General features: G+C 47.1%; 17 protein-coding genes and 2 tRNA genes. 13 read left to right on the forward strand and 6 right to left on the reverse strand.

The features are described 5' to 3' along the window. Nucleotides 1-177: 177 nt before the first annotated feature. From DS731_RS09075 to DS731_RS09085, 3 genes are all read right to left on the reverse strand, one after another. Nucleotides 178-462, reverse strand: coding sequence for a hypothetical protein (locus DS731_RS09075; RefSeq protein WP_119501011.1), 285 nt, complete (start codon nt 460-462; stop codon nt 178-180). Nucleotides 463-853: 391 nt separating this feature from the next. Beyond that, on the reverse strand, nt 854-1249 hold the full coding sequence (locus DS731_RS09080) for a DUF3718 domain-containing protein (protein ID WP_119501012.1): 396 nt from the start codon (nt 1247-1249) through the stop codon (nt 854-856). A gap of 329 nt (nt 1250-1578) precedes the next feature. Then, nucleotides 1579-1974, reverse strand: coding sequence for a DUF3718 domain-containing protein (locus DS731_RS09085; protein ID WP_119501013.1), 396 nt, complete (start codon nt 1972-1974; stop codon nt 1579-1581). A 295-nt stretch (nt 1975-2269) separates the two neighbouring features. Here DS731_RS09085 and DS731_RS09090 point away from each other — a divergent pair, with 295 nt between their 5' ends. From DS731_RS09090 to rpsO, 11 genes are all read left to right on the forward strand, one after another. Next, a complete protein-coding gene (locus DS731_RS09090) occupies nt 2270-2575 on the forward strand; it encodes a 4a-hydroxytetrahydrobiopterin dehydratase (protein WP_119501014.1) in 306 nt (101 codons plus the stop codon). 161 nt (nt 2576-2736) lie between these two features. Continuing rightward, nucleotides 2737-2813 (forward strand) — tRNA-Met (locus DS731_RS09095). 38 nt (nt 2814-2851) lie between these two features. Beyond that, nucleotides 2852-2928 (forward strand) — tRNA-Met (locus DS731_RS09100). Nucleotides 2929-3111: 183 nt separating this feature from the next. After that, a complete protein-coding gene (locus tag DS731_RS09105; RefSeq protein WP_232373519.1) occupies nt 3112-6432 on the forward strand; it encodes an MHYT domain-containing protein in 3321 nt (1106 codons plus the stop codon). Between the two features lie 2 nt (nt 6433-6434). Continuing rightward, a complete protein-coding gene (locus DS731_RS09110) occupies nt 6435-7448 on the forward strand; it encodes a response regulator (protein WP_119501015.1) in 1014 nt (337 codons plus the stop codon). Nucleotides 7449-7733: 285 nt separating this feature from the next. Further along, on the forward strand, nt 7734-8192 hold the full coding sequence (gene rimP / locus DS731_RS09115) for a ribosome maturation factor RimP (RefSeq protein WP_119501016.1): 459 nt from the start codon (nt 7734-7736) through the stop codon (nt 8190-8192). 45 nt (nt 8193-8237) lie between these two features. Beyond that, entirely contained in the window at nt 8238-9740 is a 1503-nt protein-coding gene (gene nusA, locus DS731_RS09120) for a transcription termination factor NusA (RefSeq protein ID WP_119501017.1), read from the forward strand. A 16-nt stretch (nt 9741-9756) separates the two neighbouring features. After that, nucleotides 9757-12366 carry a translation initiation factor IF-2 gene (gene infB / locus DS731_RS09125; RefSeq protein ID WP_119501018.1) on the forward strand — a complete coding sequence of 870 codons (2610 nt, stop codon included), beginning with the start codon at nt 9757-9759 and terminating at the stop codon, nt 12364-12366. Between the two features lie 84 nt (nt 12367-12450). Next, nucleotides 12451-12849, forward strand: coding sequence for a 30S ribosome-binding factor RbfA (gene rbfA / locus DS731_RS09130; RefSeq protein WP_119501019.1), 399 nt, complete (start codon nt 12451-12453; stop codon nt 12847-12849). After that, nucleotides 12849-13826 (forward strand): tRNA pseudouridine(55) synthase TruB, encoded by a 978-nt coding sequence (truB, locus tag DS731_RS09135; RefSeq protein WP_119501020.1) that lies wholly within the window; start codon nt 12849-12851, stop codon nt 13824-13826. Before rbfA ends, truB begins: the two co-directional genes overlap by 1 nt. Nucleotides 13827-13923: 97 nt before the next feature. After that, complete coding sequence (gene rpsO, locus DS731_RS09140; RefSeq protein ID WP_070125244.1) at nt 13924-14193, forward strand: 30S ribosomal protein S15; 270 nt, start codon at nt 13924-13926, stop codon at nt 14191-14193. 157 nt (nt 14194-14350) lie between these two features. Here rpsO and DS731_RS09145 read toward each other — a convergent pair whose 3' ends face one another. After that, nucleotides 14351-15142: a hypothetical protein gene (locus tag DS731_RS09145; protein WP_119501021.1), complete on the reverse strand. Its 792-nt coding sequence runs from the start codon at nt 15140-15142 to the stop codon at nt 14351-14353. Nucleotides 15143-15338: 196 nt separating this feature from the next. Beyond that, entirely contained in the window at nt 15339-16892 is a 1554-nt protein-coding gene (locus DS731_RS09150; protein WP_119501022.1) for a bifunctional GNAT family N-acetyltransferase/carbon-nitrogen hydrolase family protein, read from the reverse strand. A gap of 162 nt (nt 16893-17054) precedes the next feature. Here DS731_RS09150 and DS731_RS09155 point away from each other — a divergent pair, with 162 nt between their 5' ends. Further along, a complete protein-coding gene (locus DS731_RS09155) occupies nt 17055-17714 on the forward strand; it encodes a 2OG-Fe(II) oxygenase (RefSeq protein ID WP_119501023.1) in 660 nt (219 codons plus the stop codon). Here DS731_RS09155 and DS731_RS09160 read toward each other — a convergent pair. After that, nucleotides 17695-21441 carry a PAS domain S-box protein gene (locus DS731_RS09160; protein WP_119501024.1) on the reverse strand — a complete coding sequence of 1249 codons (3747 nt, stop codon included), beginning with the start codon at nt 21439-21441 and terminating at the stop codon, nt 17695-17697. The two genes, DS731_RS09155 and DS731_RS09160, sit on opposite strands and share 20 nt — an antisense overlap. Nucleotides 21442-21533: 92 nt before the next feature. On the opposite strand from DS731_RS09160, the gene DS731_RS09165 reads away from it, so the two are divergent. Next, nucleotides 21534-22481 (forward strand): diguanylate cyclase domain-containing protein, encoded by a 948-nt coding sequence (locus DS731_RS09165; protein ID WP_119501025.1) that lies wholly within the window; start codon nt 21534-21536, stop codon nt 22479-22481. The last annotated feature ends 65 nt before the right edge of the window (nt 22482-22546 follow it).

The following is a 22546-nucleotide window of genomic DNA, read 5'->3' on the forward strand; positions in this document are numbered from 1 at the left end:
GCCCGAATAATCAGCAACTTTCATGACAATTTTATCAAAACAGAAACAGGTATGAGCAGGGCGGGAGGGACTATATCCGGATTGCAGAAAAAGATGCGGCCCGTAAAACGGGCCGCGGAGATGCAGATGTTACTCTGCTTACCATGTTGAAAGGTTCAACACCTTCCCTGGTGCATGTTACGGGTTAGCCGCAACAAGATGGTCTGGTAAATTTTTTAAAAGAAGTGTCTTTTTGTTTTCCTGCAGGGAGCTGAAGATGTCTGCAGTCTGTTGTTCTTCTCCGGCTGCCGCCGTCAGAATGGTTTTGTCAAACGACTTACCTGCGCGAACTTTCTTTTTCACTGAAATCTCTGCAACACCGGAAGCCGCTGCTACGGAGGCTGTTTCGCTGGTGCCGGCCAGAACAACATTGCTGGAAGCCAGCAGAGATAAACCGATTAGTGTTGTTTTGATAGTTTTCATTCTGTTTATCCTGTTTAAAAAGCAGGACGCCGGAAGCGCCCGCAAAGATGTTGTTTGTTCGTTGTCTATTAAAGTCGATAACGACCCCGTTAGATACGCCCGGGCTGATACTTGGGTATGTGATAAAATACGATAAATTGAGTATTTATATATTTTACAATTAGTTACATCATTTTGGCGGGTGTAATTTCTCCCGCAGATTGTTGTTTTTTACCCCGTGAGCAGCTTTAACCAGCTATTTCGTATTTTCAACTATAACTTTTATGAAAGGGTGAATTTTTCTTATTTATCAATTCTATAAAAGAAAAAAGCGACGTCTCCGTCGCTTTTTAGAGTGCAGGCGTTAACCTGCTACCATGTTGAAATGGTATCATTTGTTTCGTCTGAATCCTTAGAGGCGCTTAGACAAAACATCCGCGATAGGGCTGTCCTGGTTACCGGTTTCGTTTACCCAGGCCTGAAGGGTTTTGCCATCAGCTTCCGGTGCACTCAGGTCGCTCTTTGGCATTTTCTTTACCAGCAAGGTGCCGGTTTCTACTGCGTTGCTGCTGATGGCAGTACGGATAAGGCTGTTGCCACCACAGCTGATGCCAGAGTAGTAATCACGCAGCTTCAGGCGGTAATCAGATTCTACCAGACGAATTTTCTTACGCAGCTCACCTTTATCGTCAGCTTGTACAATAGTGCAAATGTTAGCCAGATCATCATTGATGTCCGCTTGCGCTACGCCAGTAAAACCTAAACCCATTGTTGCTACGATGAGAGAAGTCTTAACAATTTTCAACATGGTTAATTCCTCAGAAATAAAATTAAAAAGTGGTGTTGTTTGTTCAGGTTTAATTAAACTAAATTAATGCAGAATGAAAAATAGCAGGGTGAATACTAAGGTATGCTGTGAAATACATTAATCCGCTTGGTTTTATCTAAGTGATTGTATTTATTGTATTAATGTAATTATTCTGATCTGGCGTTTTAATGATTTATCTCAGCACATCAGCGAAAAATATCAGGCCGGATTTAGGACGAAAAAAAGCGGCGTTTCCGCCGCTTCTTAAGTGCAGGCTTTCGCCTGCTACCATGTTGAAATGGTACTTTGAATTTTTAGTAGTAATAGAATTACAGACGCTTAGCCAGTTCGTCAGCGATAGGGCTGCCCTGGTTACCGGTTTCGTTTACCCATGCCTGTAACGTTTTGCCGTCAGCTTCCGGCGCACCCAGGTCACTCTTAGGCATTTTCTTAACCAGAAGCGTACCAGTTTCTACTGCGTTGCTGCTAATGGCAGTACGGATAAGGCTGTTGCCACCACAGCTGATGCCAGTGTAATAGTCGCGCAATTTCAGACGGTAGTCAGATTCTACCAGACGAATTTTCTTACGCAGTTCACCTTTGTCGTCAGCCTGAACGATGGTACAGATGTTAGCTAAGTCGTCGTTAATATCAGCCTGCGCTGCGCCAGCGAAAGTTAAACCCAGAGTTGCAGCGATGATAGAAGTCTTAACAATTTTCAACATGGTTAAATCCTCGAAGTAGTTAAAAGTTTTTGTTCTCGAAGTAGTTAAAAGTTTTTGTTGTGTTGTTTGTTCGGGACCTATTAAACAAAAGTTGAAGAGGAAGAAAAATACCAGGGGATAAACATGGGTATTTGAACTGATACCTAACTGAAGGGGGCTTGTAAAGTTTGCCCCCCGGACTGGACTTCACTTTCTGCGGACGAAAACTTGAAGAGTGAATCCGCTAAGGACAAAGTAAGCGTAATAACTATATAGACAGATTTACACTTCTAATAATGAAAGCAGGAGCAACGAAATGACAGAAAAGTTAGATGATCAGGCGATTGCCGCAGCGCTCACGGAATTGAACGAAGGTTTAGCAGAAGATAAGCAGTGGGTATTAAAAGAAGGGAAGTTGACGAAGGAATTTGTTTTCAGAAACTTTATCCGCGCATTTGGCTGGATGTCTCAGGCTGCCATATGGGCTGAAAAACTACGCCATCACCCGGAATGGTTTAATGTTTACAATAAAGTAGATGTTGCATTAACGACCCATGATGCAGGTGGAATTACTGAGCTGGACTTCATATTAGCTACCAAAATGGAGAGTCTTTTACAGTAATTTGTATGCGGATTGAGCGGTCTGCCGGAATATTGTCCGAACAGTCAAAAAATTGCAATATTCTTACTTCTATCCCTTGCCAAGGATTAATGCCTATGTATAATACGCACCACTCAACGGCAGGGGGCTTTCAAACAGCCAACAGCCGGTAAGTAAACGGACGCGGGATGGAGCAGTCTGGTAGCTCGTCGGGCTCATAACCCGAAGGTCGTTGGTTCAAATCCAGCTCCCGCAACCACTTTACTTTTTTTGAGAGCACAATCTATTTAATTCGGACGCGGGATGGAGCAGTCTGGTAGCTCGTCGGGCTCATAACCCGAAGGTCGTTGGTTCAAATCCAGCTCCCGCAACCACTCCGAATGTTTAAATTCTAATTTATTCCCGTATTTTTTCCAAAATAAGTCATCACTTTTTATTAAGTTGCGCTTCACCGTACTTTTTCGGCAACTTCACGACTTTCGCCCTGCAACTAATTTGTACTTCACTCAATAGCTGTTACGCTAACTATTGATAATAAACTATACACGGACTTACTGATGCTCGAATGGCTGATGTCTTTTTTTGTCATTCCTGACACCTCTCTGTTACTTACCGGCGAATATTCACCTGTTCTGGTAACTATTTCCATTTTTATATCGGTTGCTTCTTCTTATATGGCGTTCCGCGTAGCCGGTCAGACCGCAGGATCTGAAGACAATAACCGGAGACTAATTTTGCTTGGTCTGGGAAGTCTGGCGCTGGGAGGCGGAATTTGGGCCATGCACTTCATTGGCATGCTGGCTTTTGAATTGTGTACTCCCGTTAGCTGGGCTCCGTGGACAACATTTATGTCTTTTATTCCCGGGGTGCTGGCAGCATTTGTTGCACTGCAAAGTTTGACTCACCGGAAAGTGAAATTCTCACAGGTATTTATTGGCGGCGTCCTTGTCGGCTCGGGTATCGGGGCGATGCATTACACCGGGATGGCGGCTATGGAAATGGCACCTCTGTTACGGTACAACCTGCCTGTTTTTGCCTTATCCATCGTTGTAGCGGTATTGCTGGCAATGTTGTCTTTATGGATAAAGTTCGGTCTGAAGCGATTTGCAATTTCCCGCGGATTTAAAGGTACCCGTGTTATCGCCAGCGTTGTGATGGGTTGTGCGATCACAGCGATGCACTATACCGGTATGGCTGCCGCCCGCTTTGTTGCCCCTCCCGGACTGGAAACCTCTGCTCAGGATCAGTCTCTGTCGTACATCCTTGCCGGGTATGTGAGTTTCTTCACGTTATTGATTATTGGCATTGTGATGGGCGTTACCATGCTGTTCCGTTACATGGATATTTCTCAAAAAGCAGAGAACAGCCGCCGTACACAGCTTGCGTTGATGGATACTGCTATTGACGGCATCCTTACCGTCAATGACCAGGGAACCGTGCTGAATATGAATCAGGCGGTGACAACCATTCTTGGCTGGACAGAAGAAGATCTTACCGGTCACTCTATTCACCGTATGATCCCTGAAGAAATGCGCGGCCGCTACAATGAGCAATTCTTCCGGCAGGAAGTGGTTCCTGTTGATGAACAAATTATCGGGGTCAGCCGTGATGTGGAAGCACTGAATAAAACGGGCCAGCGGGTTCCGGTACGGGTGGGTGTGGGCCACACCCGTTTAGGAGAACAAAATCTATTTGTGGTTATTGTCGGCGACAACCGCGAACGCATCGAAATGGAAAAGACTATCAGGGACAATGAAGCCAAGTTCCGGTCTTTTTTCCACAATATTCCGGGCATTGCTTATCGCAGTATGAATACACCCGGCTGGCCTTTCGAATTTGTCAGTGCCGCTGTTGAGGAATTCAGCGGATATCCGGTTTCAGCATTTATCCGTTCAGACTCACCGGTTACCCTTGAGCAACTGGTGCATGAGGACGACCGGGAGTCGTTCCTTACTGCCCGCCGTTCCGGCGCTGAATTTTATGTGGAATACCGTCTTGTTCATAAAGACGGCACGATTAAGTGGTTGCGCGAGTACGGCAACGTTGTACACAGCACCGACAAGTCAGTGAGCTGGGTCGACGGCTTTATTATGGACATCACTTCCCGTAAGGAAATGGAGGAAGAGCTGCGTCATGCGAAAAATGATGCCGAGCAGGCCGCTGCGGCCAGAGCCAGCTTCCTTGCTAATATGAGTCATGAAATCCGTACACCCATGAATGCCATTATCGGTTTCAGTGATATTTTACTGGATGAAAAACTCACAGACGGCCAGCATAAACACCTGACAACCATTAACCGGTCTGCGCGTTCGTTACTTCATTTACTAAACGATATTCTCGACAGTGCCAAACTTGATAAAGGCAAGCTTGATCTTGAATACCGTGATTTTTCAATTACCGAAGAAATAGATACGGTGATTTCTACCTACTGGCTTGAAGCGAAGAGAAAGGGGCTGATGCTGGGGGTCAGTGTTTCGCCATCTTTGTCCGATTACTATTACGGTGCTCCTGAGCGTATCCGGCAGGTGCTGAATAATCTCATCAGTAATGCCGTGAAATTCACTGCCCACGGTGAAGTTGATGTAGAAGTCTACCCGGACGCGGACGGTATGATCGCATTTTCCGTCAGCGACAGCGGTATCGGCATGACCAGCGAACAGGTGAGCAGGGTGTTTGATGCCTTTGCGCAGGCAGATGCTTCCATGAGCCGCAAATATGGTGGTACCGGTCTCGGGACGACAATCAGTAAACAACTGGTTGAGTTAATGGGCGGTACGATTTCGGTGTCCAGCGAACCGGAAAGAGGTACTAATTTCACTTTCACGCTGCCTCTCACTGCGGTGGAAAAACAGGCCAGTGAAATCCGTGCAGCAACAGTTGATTTACCGCCACTGCACATTCTGGTGGTGGATGATATCAGCCAGAATATTGATCTTATCAGTTTGCTGTTAAACCGCGCCGGTCACACAGTTGATTTTGCAGAGAACGGTGCCAGAGCACTGGAAAAAATGAATAAAGGCAGTTTCGACATTGTGTTGATGGACTTGCAGATGCCGGTAATGGACGGTCTGACAGCGGCGGCACGACGCCGTGAATATGAGCAGGTACATCATTTAAAGCAACTGCCTATTGTCGCCTTAACCGCCAGTGTACTGGTGCAGGATAAACAGGATGCGATAAATGCCGGCATGGAAGGCTTTGCGAACAAGCCCATCGATTTTCCTGTACTGGTGAATGAAATTGCCAGAGTGCTGGGTTTTGAAACAAAGGAAAGGGTGCGTGAAACAGAAACAGCCAGAGAGGCCTGTGCAATAGATTATCGCAGGGGTGTGCAGCTTTGGGGCGATAAGGACACACTGAATAAGGAAATCTCACAGTTTCTGCGCAACAGTCATGAAACTCTGACTAAACTGGTGAATTTCTTCGCTGATGATGATTACGAGCAGGTTGTGAAATACCTGCACGGCATGAAAGGTGTCAGCGGTAATCTGGGCTTAACAAAGCTGATGAATTTGTGCGGCGAGTTCGAGCGCAGCGCAAGAAATGATCATTTAAGCGCCGAAGATATTCCTACTCTTAAAACTGCATTGCGGGAAGTCGAAAATGAACTCAACCGGCAGAAGGAAGAGCCTGCAGCAGAAGAATCCCGTGAGGAAGTCGACATTGCTGCCTTGCGGAACACGCTGAATGCACTGCTGGTTTCAGCGGCGCAGAATCAGTTTGACGAATCTACCTATCAATATTGTGAAGGTCAGTATTTTGGCAGCTACAATGTACAGGTGCAGGGCATTTTGCAGGATATGGATGATTTTGAATTTGAGCGTGCTGTTGAACGAATTAAGCAACTACTTGCATCTACAGAACAAACAGGGGAATAAGTGTGTTTGGTGAACCCGGAAAGCCCAAATTACTGCTGGTAGATGACGAACCGGTTAACTTGCGGGTACTGAAACAATTATTAGGTAAAGACTACACCCTCTATTTTGCAAAAAGCGGTGATGAAGCGTTAAAGCTGGCAGAGAAACAACGTCCTGATCTTATTTTGATGGATGTGATGATGCCGGAAATGACAGGTTTCCAGGCCTGTACACATCTTAAAAAAACACCCGGTCTTAAGCATATACCGGTTATATTCGTTACTGCTCTTAATGATGCGACTGATGAAGCGGAAGGGTTTGCTGTCGGAGGCGTGGACTATATCACCAAGCCTATTTCGCCACCGGTAGTGCTGGCGAGGGTAAAGACCCACCTTTCCCTGGTACAGTCTGAAGAATTACGCCGCACCCGTATGCAGGTCATACAACGACTCGGCCGGGCGGCGGAATATAAAGATAACGAAACAGGCATGCACGTGCTGCGCATGAGTCACTTCTCAAAAATCATCGCGCTGGCGTACGGTTTTTCAGAGGCGAGGGCAGATATGCTGCTTCACGCTGCTCCCATGCACGATATTGGTAAAATCGGAATTCCGGACAGTATTATGCTCAAACCCGGCAGACTCACAGATTCAGAATTTGAAGTCATGAAGACCCATCCCAAAATTGGTGCAGAAATACTCGGTGATGCGGACTCCGATCTCATGAATCTGGCGCGAATTGTGGCACTGACACACCATGAAAAATGGGATGGAACCGGGTATCCTGAAGGCCTCGCCGGGGAAGACATTCCCATTGAAGGGCGTATTGTGGCAGTGGCGGATGTCTTTGATGCGCTCACCAGCCGGCGGCCATATAAAGAAGCCTGGCCGGTGGATAAAACCCTGGACTTTATGCATTCCCAGAGCGGTATTCATTTCGACCCGGCACTCATCGCATTACTCGACCAGTGTCTGGATGATATTTTAGAAGTGAAAGAACGCTGGAAAGATGAAGATCCAAACCCGTTACTGAGTTGATATCTGGTCTGAGTACCAGTATAATGCGCACCAACTAGTTAGTTAGCGGGCTTACTGGAGCATTTTACACGGTATACGCCTAACTATTTTGCAAACTTTTCTGCGTATTTTGCGTAGTTAAACCTGTATTGTTTGCAACTGCCTCTGGCAGACAGGGTTCAGATTCTTGCAAAAAGCCCCGCTAGTACGGGGCTTTTTGTTGTATTTAAACTGATTTATTCCCTTTTCAGGCAGTAAATTAAGTAGTTGGGCTATATGCCCTTTTTTCGTTTTTGGAGGTAAGGATTGGCAAAGCTTGAAGATAAACTGACCGAGATGCTTGAGCCGGGTGTTGAAGCCCTGGGTTACGAACTGGTAGGCGTGGAATTTGTACGTGCAGGTAAGCACTCGATTTTGCGTGTTTTTATCGACCATGAAAATGGTGTAACCGTTGATGATTGCGCGGAAGTCAGTTACCAGGCAAGTGCGATTCTTGATGTTGAAGATCCAATTACTACGGAATACAACCTGGAGGTGTCTTCTCCGGGTATGGATCGACCTTTGTTCAAGGCCAGGCACTATGAGCAGGCCGTGGGTGAAGTTATTCAGGCGCGTTTGACTGTGCCTATGGATAACCGGCGGAATTTCAAAGGAAAGTTATTGTCATGTGAAAATGGCATGATCAATATTGAAGTGGATGGCCAGCAGTTCCAGTTAGCTGTGGCGAATATCGAAAAAGCAAACATTGTTCCCACATTTGACTAATGGAACAGCACGCTTTCAGCGTAAGAAAGCATCAGTGAGGCGAAAATGAATAAAGAAATTTTGTTAGTGGCAGAAGCCGTTTCAAATGAAAAACAAGTGCCTAGAGAAAAGATCTTTGAAGCACTGGAGTACGCGATTGCCAGCGCAACGAAAAAGAAAAACGAAGGCGAAATTGAAGTACGCGTAAGCATTAACCGCACCACCGGTGATTTTGATACGTTCCGCCGCTGGGAGGTTGTTCCTGACGATCACGAACAGGAAAACCCGTATGCAGAAATGTCGCTGTCTGCCGCACAAGTTGACGATCCTGACGTACAACTGGGCGATTATGTTGAAGAGCAGATTGAATCTATTGCATTCGACCGTATTACTACGCAAACCGCCAAGCAGGTTATCGTACAAAAAGTACGTGAAGCTGAACGCGCGCAAATGGTTGCAGAATACGAAGATAAGGTTGGCGAACTGGTAACCGGTACGGTGAAGAAAGTTAACCGTGACAACATTATTATCGACCTGGGTAATAACGCTGAAGGTGTTATTTACCGTGACGATATGCTGCCCCGCGAAACCTTCCGTCCGGGCGACCGTGTACGTGGTCTGCTTTACGTTATCCGTCCTGAAGCCCGCGGTGCACAGCTGTTTATCAGCCGTACTCATCCTGACATGCTGGTTGAGCTGTTCCGTCTGGAAGTGCCGGAAATTGCCGAAGAGACACTGGAAATTAAGTCCGCTGCCCGCGATCCGGGTTCACGTGCAAAAATCGCTGTAAAGACAAACGATAAGCGTCTTGACCCTGTCGGTGCCTGCGTCGGTATGCGTGGTTCACGTGTGCAGGCTGTATCCGGCGAACTTGGCGGTGAGCGTGTTGATATTGTGCTTTGGGACGAAAACCCGGCGCAATTCGTTATTAACGCAATGGCACCCGCTGAAGTGGCTTCTATCGTAGTAGACGAAGACGCCCATGCGATGGATGTTGCAGTGGAGCAGGACAACCTGGCACAGGCCATCGGCCGGAGTGGTCAGAACGTTCGCCTTGCAAGCCAGCTGACCGGCTGGGAACTGAATGTCATGACAGTTGCCGACCTGAATAAGAAGCACGAAGAAGAAACTGCCAAAGTACTTCAGGTGTTTGTTGAAGGTCTGGATATTGACGAAGATTTTGCAGAATTATTGGCTAGCGAAGGCTTTAGCACACTTGAAGAAGTAGCTTATGTCCCTGTTAGCGAACTGCTGGCCATTGACGGCCTTGATGAAGACACTGTTGAGGAACTGCGTAATCGTGCACGTGCTGCACTGACTACCCGTGCTCTGGCGAATGAGGAAACGCTGGAAGGCGCTGAACCGACTGAAGCGCTGCTGAACCTTGACGGTATGAATAAACACATTGCCTATGTCCTTGCTAGCCGTGGAATTACTGACCTTGAAGAGCTGGCTGAGCAGGGAACAGACGATATTAGTGATATCGAAGGATTGACCGAAGAAGACGCCGGAAAACTCATCATGGCGGCACGGAATATTGTCTGGTTTGGTGAAGAAGAAGGTCAATAAGGGGAAAAAGACTAAGATGGCAGAAGTATCCATAGAAAAGCTCGCCAGCGACATTGGAACAACCGTTGACCGACTGGTAACTCAGTTTAAAGATGCCGGTATTACGAAAGCTGTTGATGATTCCGTTACAGAAGATGAGAAACGTCAACTTCTTGAGCACCTGAGCAAGCAACACGGTAGCGCCGGTTCTGGCGAACCGACACGAATGACGCTGCAGCGTAAGACTACCAGCACGTTAAGTGTAGGCAAGTCTAAGTCTGTAAAAGTTGAAGTACGTAAGAAACGCACGTACGTGAAGCGCAGCGAAGTTGATGAACAGAAAGCGGCTGAAGAAGAGGCCCGTCTGGAAGAGGAACGTGCGCGTCTTGAAGCTGAGCAGAAAGCAGCAGAAGAAGCCGCCGCTGAAGCCGCCCGCAAAGTGGCTGAAGAAAAAGCGCGTGTAGAGGCGGAAGCGAAGAAGAAGGCGGAAGAAGAGCGTGCCCGTAAAGCTGCTGAAGAGAAAGCCCGCAAAGAATCTGAAGCGCCTGAGCTGAGTGCTGAAGAACTGGCTGAGCAGGAAGCTGCACGTCAGGAAGAAGAGCGCCTGCGTAAGCAACAGGAAGAAGAAGCGAAGAAAAAGCTTGAAGAAGAAGCAAAGCGTGCGGCAGAAGAAGCCCGTAAGCTGGCTGAAGAAAACGAGCGTCGCTGGAAGGAAGAAGAAGAGCGTCGTAAACGTGATGAGGCTGCTGAAGTTCATATGCACTCAAACCGTTACGCGCAGGAAGCGGAAGACGAAGAAGACATGCAAGTTGAGCGTTCTTCACGTCGCCGTAAGAAATCAAAGAGAAATGCCGGTGAGCATCTGAAGCAAGGCTTTAATAAGCCGGCTCAGCCAGTTGAACGTGTTGTTAAACTGGGTGCGACTATTACCGTTGGTGAACTGGCTAACCGTCTGGCGGTTAAGTCTAACGAAGTTATCAAGACCATGATGAAAATGGGTGAGATGGCTACCATCAACCAGGTATTGGATCAGGATACTGCCACACTTGTTATTGACGAAATGGGTCACAAGTATGAGTTGGTTAATGACAATGCGCTGGAAGATGAACTGATGTCAGAATCCGGTCAGGGTGAGAAAATTACCCGTGCACCGGTTGTTACCATCATGGGTCACGTTGACCACGGTAAAACGTCGTTACTTGACTACATTCGCCGCGCTAAAGTAGCCGCAGGCGAAGCCGGTGGTATTACTCAGCACATCGGTGCATATAAAGTTGAAACGGATAACGGCGAAATTGCCTTCCTGGATACACCGGGACACGCCGCGTTTACTGCAATGCGTGCACGTGGTGCAACCGCAACTGATATCGTAATCCTGGTTGTTGCAGCAGATGATGGTGTAATGCCGCAAACTAAAGAAGCGGTACAGCACGCGAAAGCGGCTGGTGTACCTCTGATTGTTGCTGTTAACAAAATGGATAAAGAAACAGCGGATCCGGATCGTGTTAAAACTGAACTGTCTCAACTGGAAGTTATTTCAGAAGAGTGGGGCGGTGAACACCAGTTTGTAAACGTATCTGCGAAAACAGGTATGGGTGTTGATGAGCTGCTTGAAGCCATCACGCTGCAAGCTGAACTGCTTGATCTGAAAGCAGTACCGAATGGTCCGGGTCGTGGTCTGGTGATTGAGTCGCGTCTTGATAAAGGCCGTGGTCCCATTGCATCGGTTCTCGTTCAGGAAGGTGAAGTGCGTGCCGGCGATATCTTATTGTGTGGTGAAGAGTACGGCCGTGTTCGAGCTATGCGCGACGAAAACGGTATCGAGCTGAAAGTAGCTGGTCCTTCTACACCTGTTGAGGTACTGGGTTTATCCGGTGTACCGGTAGCCGGTGAAGATGCAGTCGTTGTACAGGACGAGCGTAAAGCCCGTGAAGTAGCAGCCAAGCGTCATCAGAAGAAACGTGAATTGAAACTTGCCCGCCAGCAGAAAGCGAAACTGGAAAACATGTTTGCAAACATGGAAGCCGGTGATATCAGCGAACTGAACATCGTACTGAAAGCTGACGTACAAGGTTCTGTAGAAGCGATTTCTGAATCACTGCTGAAACTGTCTACTAACGAAGTTAAAGTGAACATTGTTGGTAGTGGTGTAGGTGGTATTACTGAAACTGACGCAACACTTGCAGCGGCCTCCGGCGCTATCATTCTTGGCTTCAACGTACGTGCCGATGCAACTGCCCGCCGCGTCATTGAAGGTGAAGAAATCGATCTGCGTTACTACAGCGTTATCTATAACCTGATTGACGAAGTGAAAGCGGCAATGAGCGGTATGCTTGCCCCTGAATTCCGTCAGGAAATCATCGGTCTTGCTGAAGTACGTGACGTGTTTAAATCACCGAAACTGGGTGCCATCGCAGGTTGTATGGTTACTGAAGGAATCGTGAAGCGCAGCAATCCAATCCGTGTTCTTCGCGACAACGTAGTTATCTACGAAGGTGAGCTGGAATCATTGCGTCGCTTTAAAGACGACGTGCAGGAAGTACGTAACGGTATGGAATGTGGTATCGGCGTTAAGAACTATAATGACGTTAAAGTTGGCGACCAAATCGAGGTCTTCGAAGTCATCGAAGTTGCCCGTCAAATTTAGTCCTGTTAAGGCATATTGATTAAAGCGGGGGCAGCAGCCCCCGTTTTTGTCCGTATCGTATTATTCAGGCATGAGGAGTCGAATATGGCACGGGAATTTTCTCGTACAGACAGAGTGGCGCAACAGGTTCACAAAGAAGTTGCCAGCATTCTGCAAAATGAATACAAGCACCGGGTGGGTAGTATCCCTATGATCACGGTGGCAGACGTGGAAGTCTCCAGAGATTTGGCACACGCGAAAATCTTCATTTCAATTTATGGTGCCGAAGAAGAAGAGGCCAAAGCGCATACAAAGCAACTGGAAGAGTCAAAGGGCTTCGTTCGTTCGTTGCTGGCTAAGCGCTTGCGCATGCGCAGTGTGCCGCATTTGCATTTCTTCCGCGACGAATCGCTCACCGAAGGTATTCGCATCTCAAATCTGGTTTCTGAAACCATTGCAAAAGATGAAGCGAAAAGTAAACAGCGGGACGAAGAGCAGGATTAATGGGCAGACGTCGTAAGGGCCGTAGTATCAACGGTGTATTGCTGTTGAATAAGCCAACAGGCGGTTCATCTAACCAGATTTTACAAAAAGTACGCTGGTGCTATAAAGCGGCGAAAGCCGGTCACACCGGCGCGCTGGATCCGCTGGCCAGCGGCATGTTACCCATATGCCTGGGCGAAGCGACAAAGTTTTCTCAGTTTCTGTTAGATGCTGATAAAACTTACGAAGTCACCATGCACCTGGGCGTCAGAACGACCACGTCCGATGCTGACGGCGAAGTCGTGGAAGAAAAGCCGGTAAATGTTTCTGAGGACGAAGTCCGCAGTGCCTGCCTGGCGTTTCTTGGCCAGAGTAAGCAAATCCCTTCCATGTTTTCAGCATTGAAGCACCAGGGAAAGCCGCTTTACTACTATGCGCGTCAGGGCATTACAGTAGAAAGAGAAGCCCGGGATATTACCATTTTCGAACTGGAAATTACCCGCATGGCGTTACCGGATGTAGACATGCGGGTGCGTTGCAGCAAAGGGACTTATATCCGTTCACTGGTGGATGACATCGGTCAGCAATTGGGTTGCGGCGGTTACGTTACCCGCCTCCACCGTACGGAAGTGGCTGATTATCCTGCAGATAAAATGGTATCTCTGGATGACGTGATTGCTATGCAGGAAGCACTGGATGAGGGGGAGTTTGACACCCTTGATCAACTGCTGTTACCCATGGACACGGCTGTTTTATCATTACCGGAAATCATGCTGGACTCACAGCAATATGCCCGTTTTGAACATGGTCAGAGTGTACTGCCTGACAGCGTGGCAACACTTGTTGCCGGTGAACAATACCGGGTGTATACCAGACAAGATGATGAAGTACTGTTTCTGGGGGTAGGAGAAGCCGTGGTATCGCCCAAAGACCAGCCCCGTGCAGATGCCGGTGAGGTATTTGTTTCGCCGAAACGCAGAGTCGTCTACACAGATTGATTTTACTTGCGTATGGTAACGTCATCGTTATAATACGCGCTCTCATAATTTCGCTGAATTAGTGATCGGCGGAATTTAATCCAATCAGGAGAAAATTATGTCACTAACTAAAGAAGAAACAGCACAAATCGTAGCTGATTATGGCGTTAAAGAAGGTGATACTGGTTCACCTGAAGTACAAGTTGCGCTGTTGACTCACAACATCAACAAACTGCAAGGTCACTTCTCTGGCCACAAGAAAGATCACCACTCACGTCGTGGTCTGCTGCGCATGGTTAGCCAGCGTCGTAAACTGCTTGACTACCTGAAAGGTAAGAACGCAGAACGTTATCTTGATCTGATCAAGCGTTTAGGTCTGCGTCGCTAAGACACAGTTCTGAACGAAAAAAGCGCCGAAAGGCGCTTTTTTTGTGTCTGCAAATTTTCAAGCCGGAGTTACTATCTGTTGAGCAGAGCGGTTGCGGACTGAGAACAGTCTCTTAAATACTCCGGCTTGCGGCAGACTGTCGCAAGCCGGCAACAGATTACTGAGGTTGAGGCTGGCTGACGACGACTTTTGTCGCTATTTCACGGATTTCATTTTCCATGCCGCTGATACGGCCTGCCAGGCTGTTGTTACGGTTTTCCAGAACTGAAATCTTGTCAGACAGGCTCTTAACCGTTTGCGCCTGTGATGCTTTATCACCGGCCGCCTGTTCAAGTTGAACGTTCAGCGCCAGAATTTCATCAGCCAGACCACTTAACTGGTTGTTTAACGAAACCACCTTACTTTGCTGCGCTTTTAAATCTTCAGCGACCGCAGTAACCGACTTCTTCAGTCCGTTTTCTGTGGCGTTAAGTTTATCACCCAAATCCGTGATTTCTTTCTGATTACGGCGCCATGCTGAGGCCCAGAGCTTATCCATCTGATCCCACAATTCATTGCTTTTGTCCGTCAGCTCACTCACTTTCACCTGCAGCGCAACAGTGGATTCACCCATTTCTTCGCCCGTTGCAGAGAGTTTTCTTTCCAGCTGGGCGATACGTGAATCAGCATCTTCAGCAGCGATTTGTTGTTTCTGCAGTTGATCATACAAGTAATAGCATCCGCCACAGCCGGCCAGAGCCACCACGGCGACAAGGGCAATCCACAATCCGTTACCGCCACCGCCACTTTTTTCAGAAACAGGTGACGCCGGTTTTTTGGTGCCTGACGGTGAACTTGTGTCCGCTTTAATGGTGTGCGCAGCGGTGTGCTTTTTTTGCTGGTAGTCGCGGCGATCTTCATCATCCAGTCTGATGGTAGGAAAATCATCGTTTCTTGAATCGTTAGACATACTTACTCTTTTGAAAACTCAACTTCAGGTGATTAATCTTGCTAATAAGGAAGATGGTATCCTTAATCCCATACCAATACCATTCTCCGCGGGAAATAACAATGCACGCAGGGTGCATTGTTATTAAATTCCCACAAGTTACAGCAAAGGGCAGGCCAGTTTGCTGTTTATGGCTGCTAACTGGCCGGTTAACGACTTATTTATCACCAATCCACTGAACACGGTAGAGATCACGACGTCTGTCCAAATAGTTACGGACGGAGCCTTCATTTTGCAGTTTGGTGAGCTTGTCGAGATCAAGATCTACAATAAGCGTCATCTCGGTGTTCGGTGTCGTCTCAGACACAATGGCATCGTGAGGGAACGAGAAATCAGACGGTGAGAACACGGCAGTTTGTCCGTACTGAATATCTACGTTATCTACTTTCGGCAGGTTGCCCACACTGCCTGCGATGGCCACATAGCATTCGTTTTCAATGGCTCGGGCCTGTGCACAACGACGTACCCGCAGATAGCCGTTCTTGGTATCTGTCCAGAAAGGAACAAACAGGATCTGCATCTCCTGTTCGGACTGGATGCGGGCGAGTTCAGGGAACTCCACGTCATAACAAATCAAAATGCCAATTTTACCAAAGTCTGTGTCAAAGACATTCAGGGCGTTACCGCCTTTCATGATCCAGTCTTTCTTCTCATGGGGGGTAGGGTGAATTTTATACTGACTGTCTATGGTACCGTCGCGGCGGCACATGTAACTGACATTATATAATTCTTCGTCTTCCACAACCGGCATTGAACCGGCAATGATCGTAATGTTGTAACTCACCGCGAGATGAGAAACGGCAGTAAGAATTTCGTCTGTATAGCTGGCCAGATGCCAGATGGCATCAATGGATTCCTGTGATTCACTAAGTCCCATCAACGGTGCATTAAAGAACTCGGGAAACAGCGCAACGTCGCAACTATAGTCTGATAAAGCATCCACAAAATACTCTACCTGTTGCAGTAACTCTTCAACGTTCTCAAAGTAACGCATTTGCCACTGAATACAGCCGATGCGGGCATTCGATTTCTTGCCGCCGAATAAACGTGGATTACCCGGTTCATAATAGATATTGTGCCACTGAAGCAGTGTGGCATAACCCCGGGAGGCTTCATCTTCCGGCAAATAGGCCTTCAGAATTTGTTTTACCTCGAAACCGTTGGATAACTGAAAGGTTAAGATAGGGTCATAAATGTCTTTCGACTTCACCGCTTCAATGTATTCATACGGCGTCATTTCGTGACTGTGTTTGCCGTAATTCGGAATGCGGCCGCCAGCCATAATAGACTGCAGATTCAGATTCCGGCATAACTCTTTCCGCGCTTCATATAAGCGCCGGCCAAGTCGCAGTCCGCGGTAATCCGGACATACAATGACTTCTACTCCGTAGAGCACATCACCGTTAGGATCGTGGGTGGTGAGGTATGCGTCACCGGTAATCTCGTCATAGGTATGTTTGTCGTCAAACTGGTCGTAATCCACAATAACTGAAATGGCAAACGCAACCACTTTGCCTTTATCTTCGATACAAATCTGGCCTTCAGGAAAGGTGGTAACCTGGGCTTTGTAATTTTTGAATGGCCAGGCGCCTCCCACGTTGGCGTAAACCTTGTCCATCAGTTCTTTCACATCATCATAGTCATCCAGCGTTAAGTTACGCAGTTCCAAATGATGCTCTGTTTCTTCGTTATGATGAATATCCTGACTCATTAAATTCGCCTTACTCTCTGTTTTTACTACACCGGATGTATACACCATGACAGAAAGAAAAGATCCTTTCCATCGCCTTGTCACAGTGGTTAAAAATTGATTGCCAAAACCACTTTTCCGTCGTATAAGTCCGCCAGTTTTTTTACTTACTCAAACACAATAATGACTGCACTTCTGGCTGATGACATTCCTGTCGACACGTCGCTTTTTACCCGTATCGCGGATGACATTTATTCGCAGGGTTACAGCGTACAAGAATATGCTTTACCCGAAGCATTGGCGAATGCTTTATTTTTGCAAAACAATGCGATGAGTGAAGCTGAGTTTCAGGCTGCCGGCATAGGCCGCAGTACTGACTTTCAGGAAAACAGTTTTGTACGGCGGGATGAAATTTGCTGGATAGACGGCTCGTCAGCGGCGGGTGCTGACTGGCTGTCGTGGACTGCACAACTTAAACAGTTCCTTAACCGTAATCTGATGCTGGGTCTGTATTCCTTTGAAAGCCATTTTGCCGTGTATCAACCCGGAGCATTTTATAAACGTCATCTCGATGCCTTCAAAGGTCAGGCGAACCGTGTTCTGTCTCTGGTCACTTACCTGAATCCGGACTGGCAGGAGGCTGACGGCGGTCAGTTGGTCATTTATACCAGTGAAGAAGACAAAACCGGTATTCGCGTATTACCTAAATTCGGTACCGTTGTGGTGTTTCTGAGTGAGGAGTTTCCTCATGAAGTATTACCGGCTACCCGCAGCCGGTCGTCTATCGCTGGCTGGTACAGGGTTAACGGCACCATCGGTGACGTCATTGACCCTCCTCAGTAACCAGCAGATTCATCGCTTCTTTGTAATCAAGGTTTATGATGGCAGTGATAATGGCTTCACTGCCGGCCTTACCGTACTTGTCTTCCAGTGTATTCCGGTAAGGTTCAACGTCGCTCTTGCGCAAATAATGATGGTTTTTAACTGCCAGAATTAATTCATCCAGTCCGGCTTTCGTTTCCCCGGCCTCCGGTTCAATAAAGGGTTTACAGGCCTTCAGCGCCTTACCGGTATTGTTGTAAACAATATTAAATTCTTTTCTCAGATCCCGCGTTGACTGCAGTTTACCTGATTTGTGTAAGTGCTCCGCTTCTTTAACCAGGGTTTCCAGCCGGGTGGCCCCGATGGACATGGATAAGCCTTTCATTGTGTGCAGGCGCCGGCCAATCTTTTCATCGTCGCCATGCTCACTGAGCTCCTCATCAAATTTGGCAAAATGAAGATGGAAGTTTTCCAGCAAACCCAGATACGTCACTACATCATTTCCCAGTCTGCCTGTGGCGGCGTCAATGTCGAAGCCAATCAGTGTGGTCGCCAGAGCTTTACGGATAGCTGCATCATCCTGATCCTGTTGATCCCGGGGCAACCTGACGACTGAATCTGCTCTGGCAATTTTTTTGACCAGTACTCTTTCCAGCAGTTTGTATAAGTCTTCTCTGACTACAGGTTTGGCGATATGTCCGTCCATACCGGTCGACACCACTTTTTCTTTATCCGACTCCATCACAGCAGCAGACATGGCATAAATAGGAATGGTTTTACCCACCGGTAAGTCGCGAATTTTGCGGGCAGCGGTAAATCCGTCCATATTCGGCATCTGCAAATCCATCAACACAATATCAAAGGGTTTCTTCTGAAACTTACTGATGGCTTCAACACCATCTTCAGCCACGACTACTTCCAGCCCTACAGCATTTAACAACTCTGTCGCGACAAACTGGTTTGTTGGATGGTCTTCCACAAGCAGTACAGATGCGCCGCTGAACATCAGTGGCGGTTTTTCTATTATCCTGTCTTTTAATGTGTGATTGCGATTTAAAATAGCGGTAACGGATTCTTCAAGGTCGGACAACACAAAAGGCGTGACCAGCCAGGCCGATGCCGTGCTTAAAATAATATCACTGGCTTTTTCATGAAAATGGCTTTCAGAACTTAAAAAGATAACGCCCTTCGTTATCATATTATCGTGCTGATTGCTGAGCAGCGCCTCCATGACTGTGCCTTTTTCTGTATTATTCAGTGTTGTCATATCAATCATAACTATGTCGAAATCCGTATCCCATTTCTGATGCAGATAATTGTGATTGTTGACAATGCTGACCTCGCAGCCCACAGAGGTAAAGTACTGCTCTATAACAGGAATATGTCGGGATGAATTCCCGATAATCAGTGTCCTGGCATTCAGCAATTTTCCTTCCAGCGTGGTGGCATGATGTGCGTCAGCGATAAGAGGCAGGGTGAGAGTAAATGTACTGCCTTCACCCGGCGCACTTCGTACAGTCAATGAGCCGTTTAACAATGTGGCAAGGTGTTTACAAATTGACAGGCCCAGACCGGTGCCGCCAAACCTGCGGCCAATAGAACTGTCAGCCTGAGAGAAAGACCTGAACAGACTTTCAAGCTTCTCCTTATCAATGCCGATGCCGGTGTCAGATACCGCAAACTTCACCATATACGTGCCGGATACGGGGCTGAGTTCAGCGGTTACAGACAGGGTAACTTCCCCTTTTTCAGTAAACTTAATCGCATTACCCAACAGGTTGTTGATGATTTGAGCAATGCGTGTGGCATCACCGATAACAAATCTGGGAACGCTCTTTCCGACGTCTGAATCGATAAACAGGTTCTTTTGTGTCGCCGTGGTAGAGAACAGGTGCAGGCTGTTTGATAACATTTTGTAGAGATCAAAAGGGGTGTTATCGATTTCCAGTTTGCCGGCTTCCAGCTTAGAGTAATCAAGAATATCGTTGAGAATTTGCAGTAAAGAGCGGGACGATGCCTGTACTTTTTTCAGATATTCCCGCTGTTTATTGCCCATTTCCATTTTCAGCACCATGTCTGTTAATGCGATCACTGCATTCATAGGGGTGCGGATTTCATGGCTCATGTTGGCCAGAAATTCACTTTTAGACTGATTGGCATCTTCAGCACGGTCTTTCAGTGATAACAGATTGTCCTGCATCTTTTTCAGTGGTGTGATATCCAGAAAAGATCCCATGATTTTGAGTGGCCGGCCTTTGTCATTTCTGTCGAAGACAACGTCCTGTGCCATTAACCATAACCAGTTTCCATTGGCGTGTTTTACACGATACTGGAGGGTGTACACATTACCGTCGGTAGGATCACTGAGCAGATGATGGAAATGATGTTTAACCTTGCCCAGGTCTTCGGAGTGGATCAGCGAACTGATACCTCCGTTCAGATTATTGAGCTGTTCAAGAGAGTATCCGGTAATTGCAGTATAGCGGTCGTTAACAAAATGATTTTTTCTGTTTTTTACATCGAAAATGTAGACGCCTGCAATGGAAGCGTTAATTGCTCTTCGCGTGATGCTTTCACTTTCAATCAACTGCCCCTGAAACTGTTTTGCTTCAGTGACATCTTCAAACATCACGACCAGCTTACCCGGGGAAGTATGAAACAAATACAATTGAAGGCTCTGTAAACCGGGAACGGGGAGAGTAATTTCGGTTTTAATCGCTTTTTCATGGCCTTCTGCGACAGATTGCATCTTTGCTGCTAGCGCAGGCTGTGAAATAAATACATCAGGCTCGCATTCTGAAAGCAGTCCGTCAGCAATAGTATTTGATTTCAGTAATACAAACTCTTCCTGATGATATTTATAAAAATGGACACCCAATGGCATATGTTCAATGAGGCTGTCGGTGGTGGAGCGGCTGGCCGCTAATGCCTGCTCGTTGTGCAACCGTTCGCTGATATCCTGCACAGACACATAAACCATGTGCGCATCGTGTTGAGCACGGTTAAGACGGATCTCCAAAGGTACAGGGCTGCCATCTTTTTTATAACCGGTCACTATCCGGTTCATGCTCAGTGCTGCATCAATGGCGCTGCCGTCGATGAATTGTTGCATGAGTTGATCATGTTTTTCCGTGAACTCAGTGGCCACCAACAGATTAATATGGCGATTTTCAAGTTCATCTTTTTCATAACCAAAAATAGAGCAGGTCGCTTTGTTAGCGACAGTAATTATACCATCGGAAGCCAGCACCATGATGCCCACATGGGCACTGTCTGTACTTTCACGCAATATTAAATCCTGCTGGTGTTCATTTTCCAGGCGTAAATTCTCCAGCTTCGCATTGCTGGCGTCTTCCATCGCTTTTTTTAACTGATTAACGTTTGGCAATTGCAGAGCGGCAGGAATGGAACTATATACTTTATAGGCGGTAATACACGAAACAATGGCGGTGACGAGTTTGGCGATACCATGGAGGCCGTAAGCACCATGCCAGATAACGAAGATACTGATGAGATGCGTCACGCCACATAAAGCGATGAAAAGAGAGAACAGGATAAAAATACCTTTAAACTTTAGATCGCTTCGCTGCCTGACAAAGTAAAAAATGGCAATGGGAATTGAGAAGTATGCCGTGGCAATGAGCAGGTCAGAGATGACATTCAGCCACAAAATTTCCGGGTTCCACAGGTAGCAGTGACCGTGCGGCATGAAGTTAGTACGCAATAAGTTATCTAATACGCTGGACATAAAAAGTCGTTTTGTTCGCCATGTATTTCATAATAGAAAGGTTTTTGTATTACTGCGAGTTGTTATTGGTTTAAGAAACAGGATTTCACAAAATGCCCATATCACGTTCCCGCGTGCTAATTGTCGATGATGACATTACGACAATCAGGCTGATCGCCGAAGCACTGGCGACAGATTACGAAGTGATTATTGCAACGGATGCAGAGGACGGCCTCGAACAGGCTATTTCAACTGAGCCTGAGCTTATTCTTCTTGATGTACTGATGCCGGAAATTAACGGTTTTTCTTTATGTCGTAAATTAAAGTCTGACGAGCGTACCCGCCGTATTCCCGTTGTGTTTGTTACCGGTTTAACTGAAGTGAGTGACCAGGCGAAAGGGTTCGAAATCGGTGCGGTTGACTACATTACCAAGCCTATCGAAGTGCCGTTGTTGCGGGCGCGGGTAAGAACCCATGTGCGCCTTTACCGGCAAACTATGCAACTGGAGTCACTGGCCGCCACAGATCCACTCACCGGGCTCTCCAACCGGCGCAAGTTCGATGAAAGTCTTGCCCATGAAATCGAGCGTTGTCAGCGTAGTCAGAGCGAACTGGCATTGCTGATGATCGATATAGACGATTTCAAAGCCTATAACGATAAATACGGCCACGGTAAAGGTGACGATTGCCTGATCACCGTAGCTAAATTACTTAAAGACAATGCCCGCAGGGGAACAGATTTATGCTGTCGTCTGGGCGGGGAAGAATTCGGTATTATACTGGGTGAAACCGACAGAGCCGGCGCAATGACGCTGGCTGAGCATATCATTTCTGTATTCAATGAGTTAAAACTACCTCATGAAACGGCCTCTGCGTTTCCTTTTCTTACTGTGAGTATAGGTGTGTCGGTTATGGATATGCGCAGTGCTCTGAAAAACCGCGTATACGGCCGTGATTTGGTAGACAAAGCGGATGAAGCGTTATACCGGGCTAAATCTCTGGGCCGGAACCGTGCCGAATTTATGCCTCTGGCATTTCCTATGGTAAAAAAAATAGGATAAAACCCGTAGCCGGTCTGCTTCATCATTGCTACTAAAGTCGTAACAGTTTATTGTAAACGGTAAAT

The sequence above is a fragment of the Alteromonas sp. RKMC-009 genome, from assembly GCF_003584565.2.
Lineage (GTDB): Bacteria > Pseudomonadota > Gammaproteobacteria > Enterobacterales > Alteromonadaceae > Alteromonas.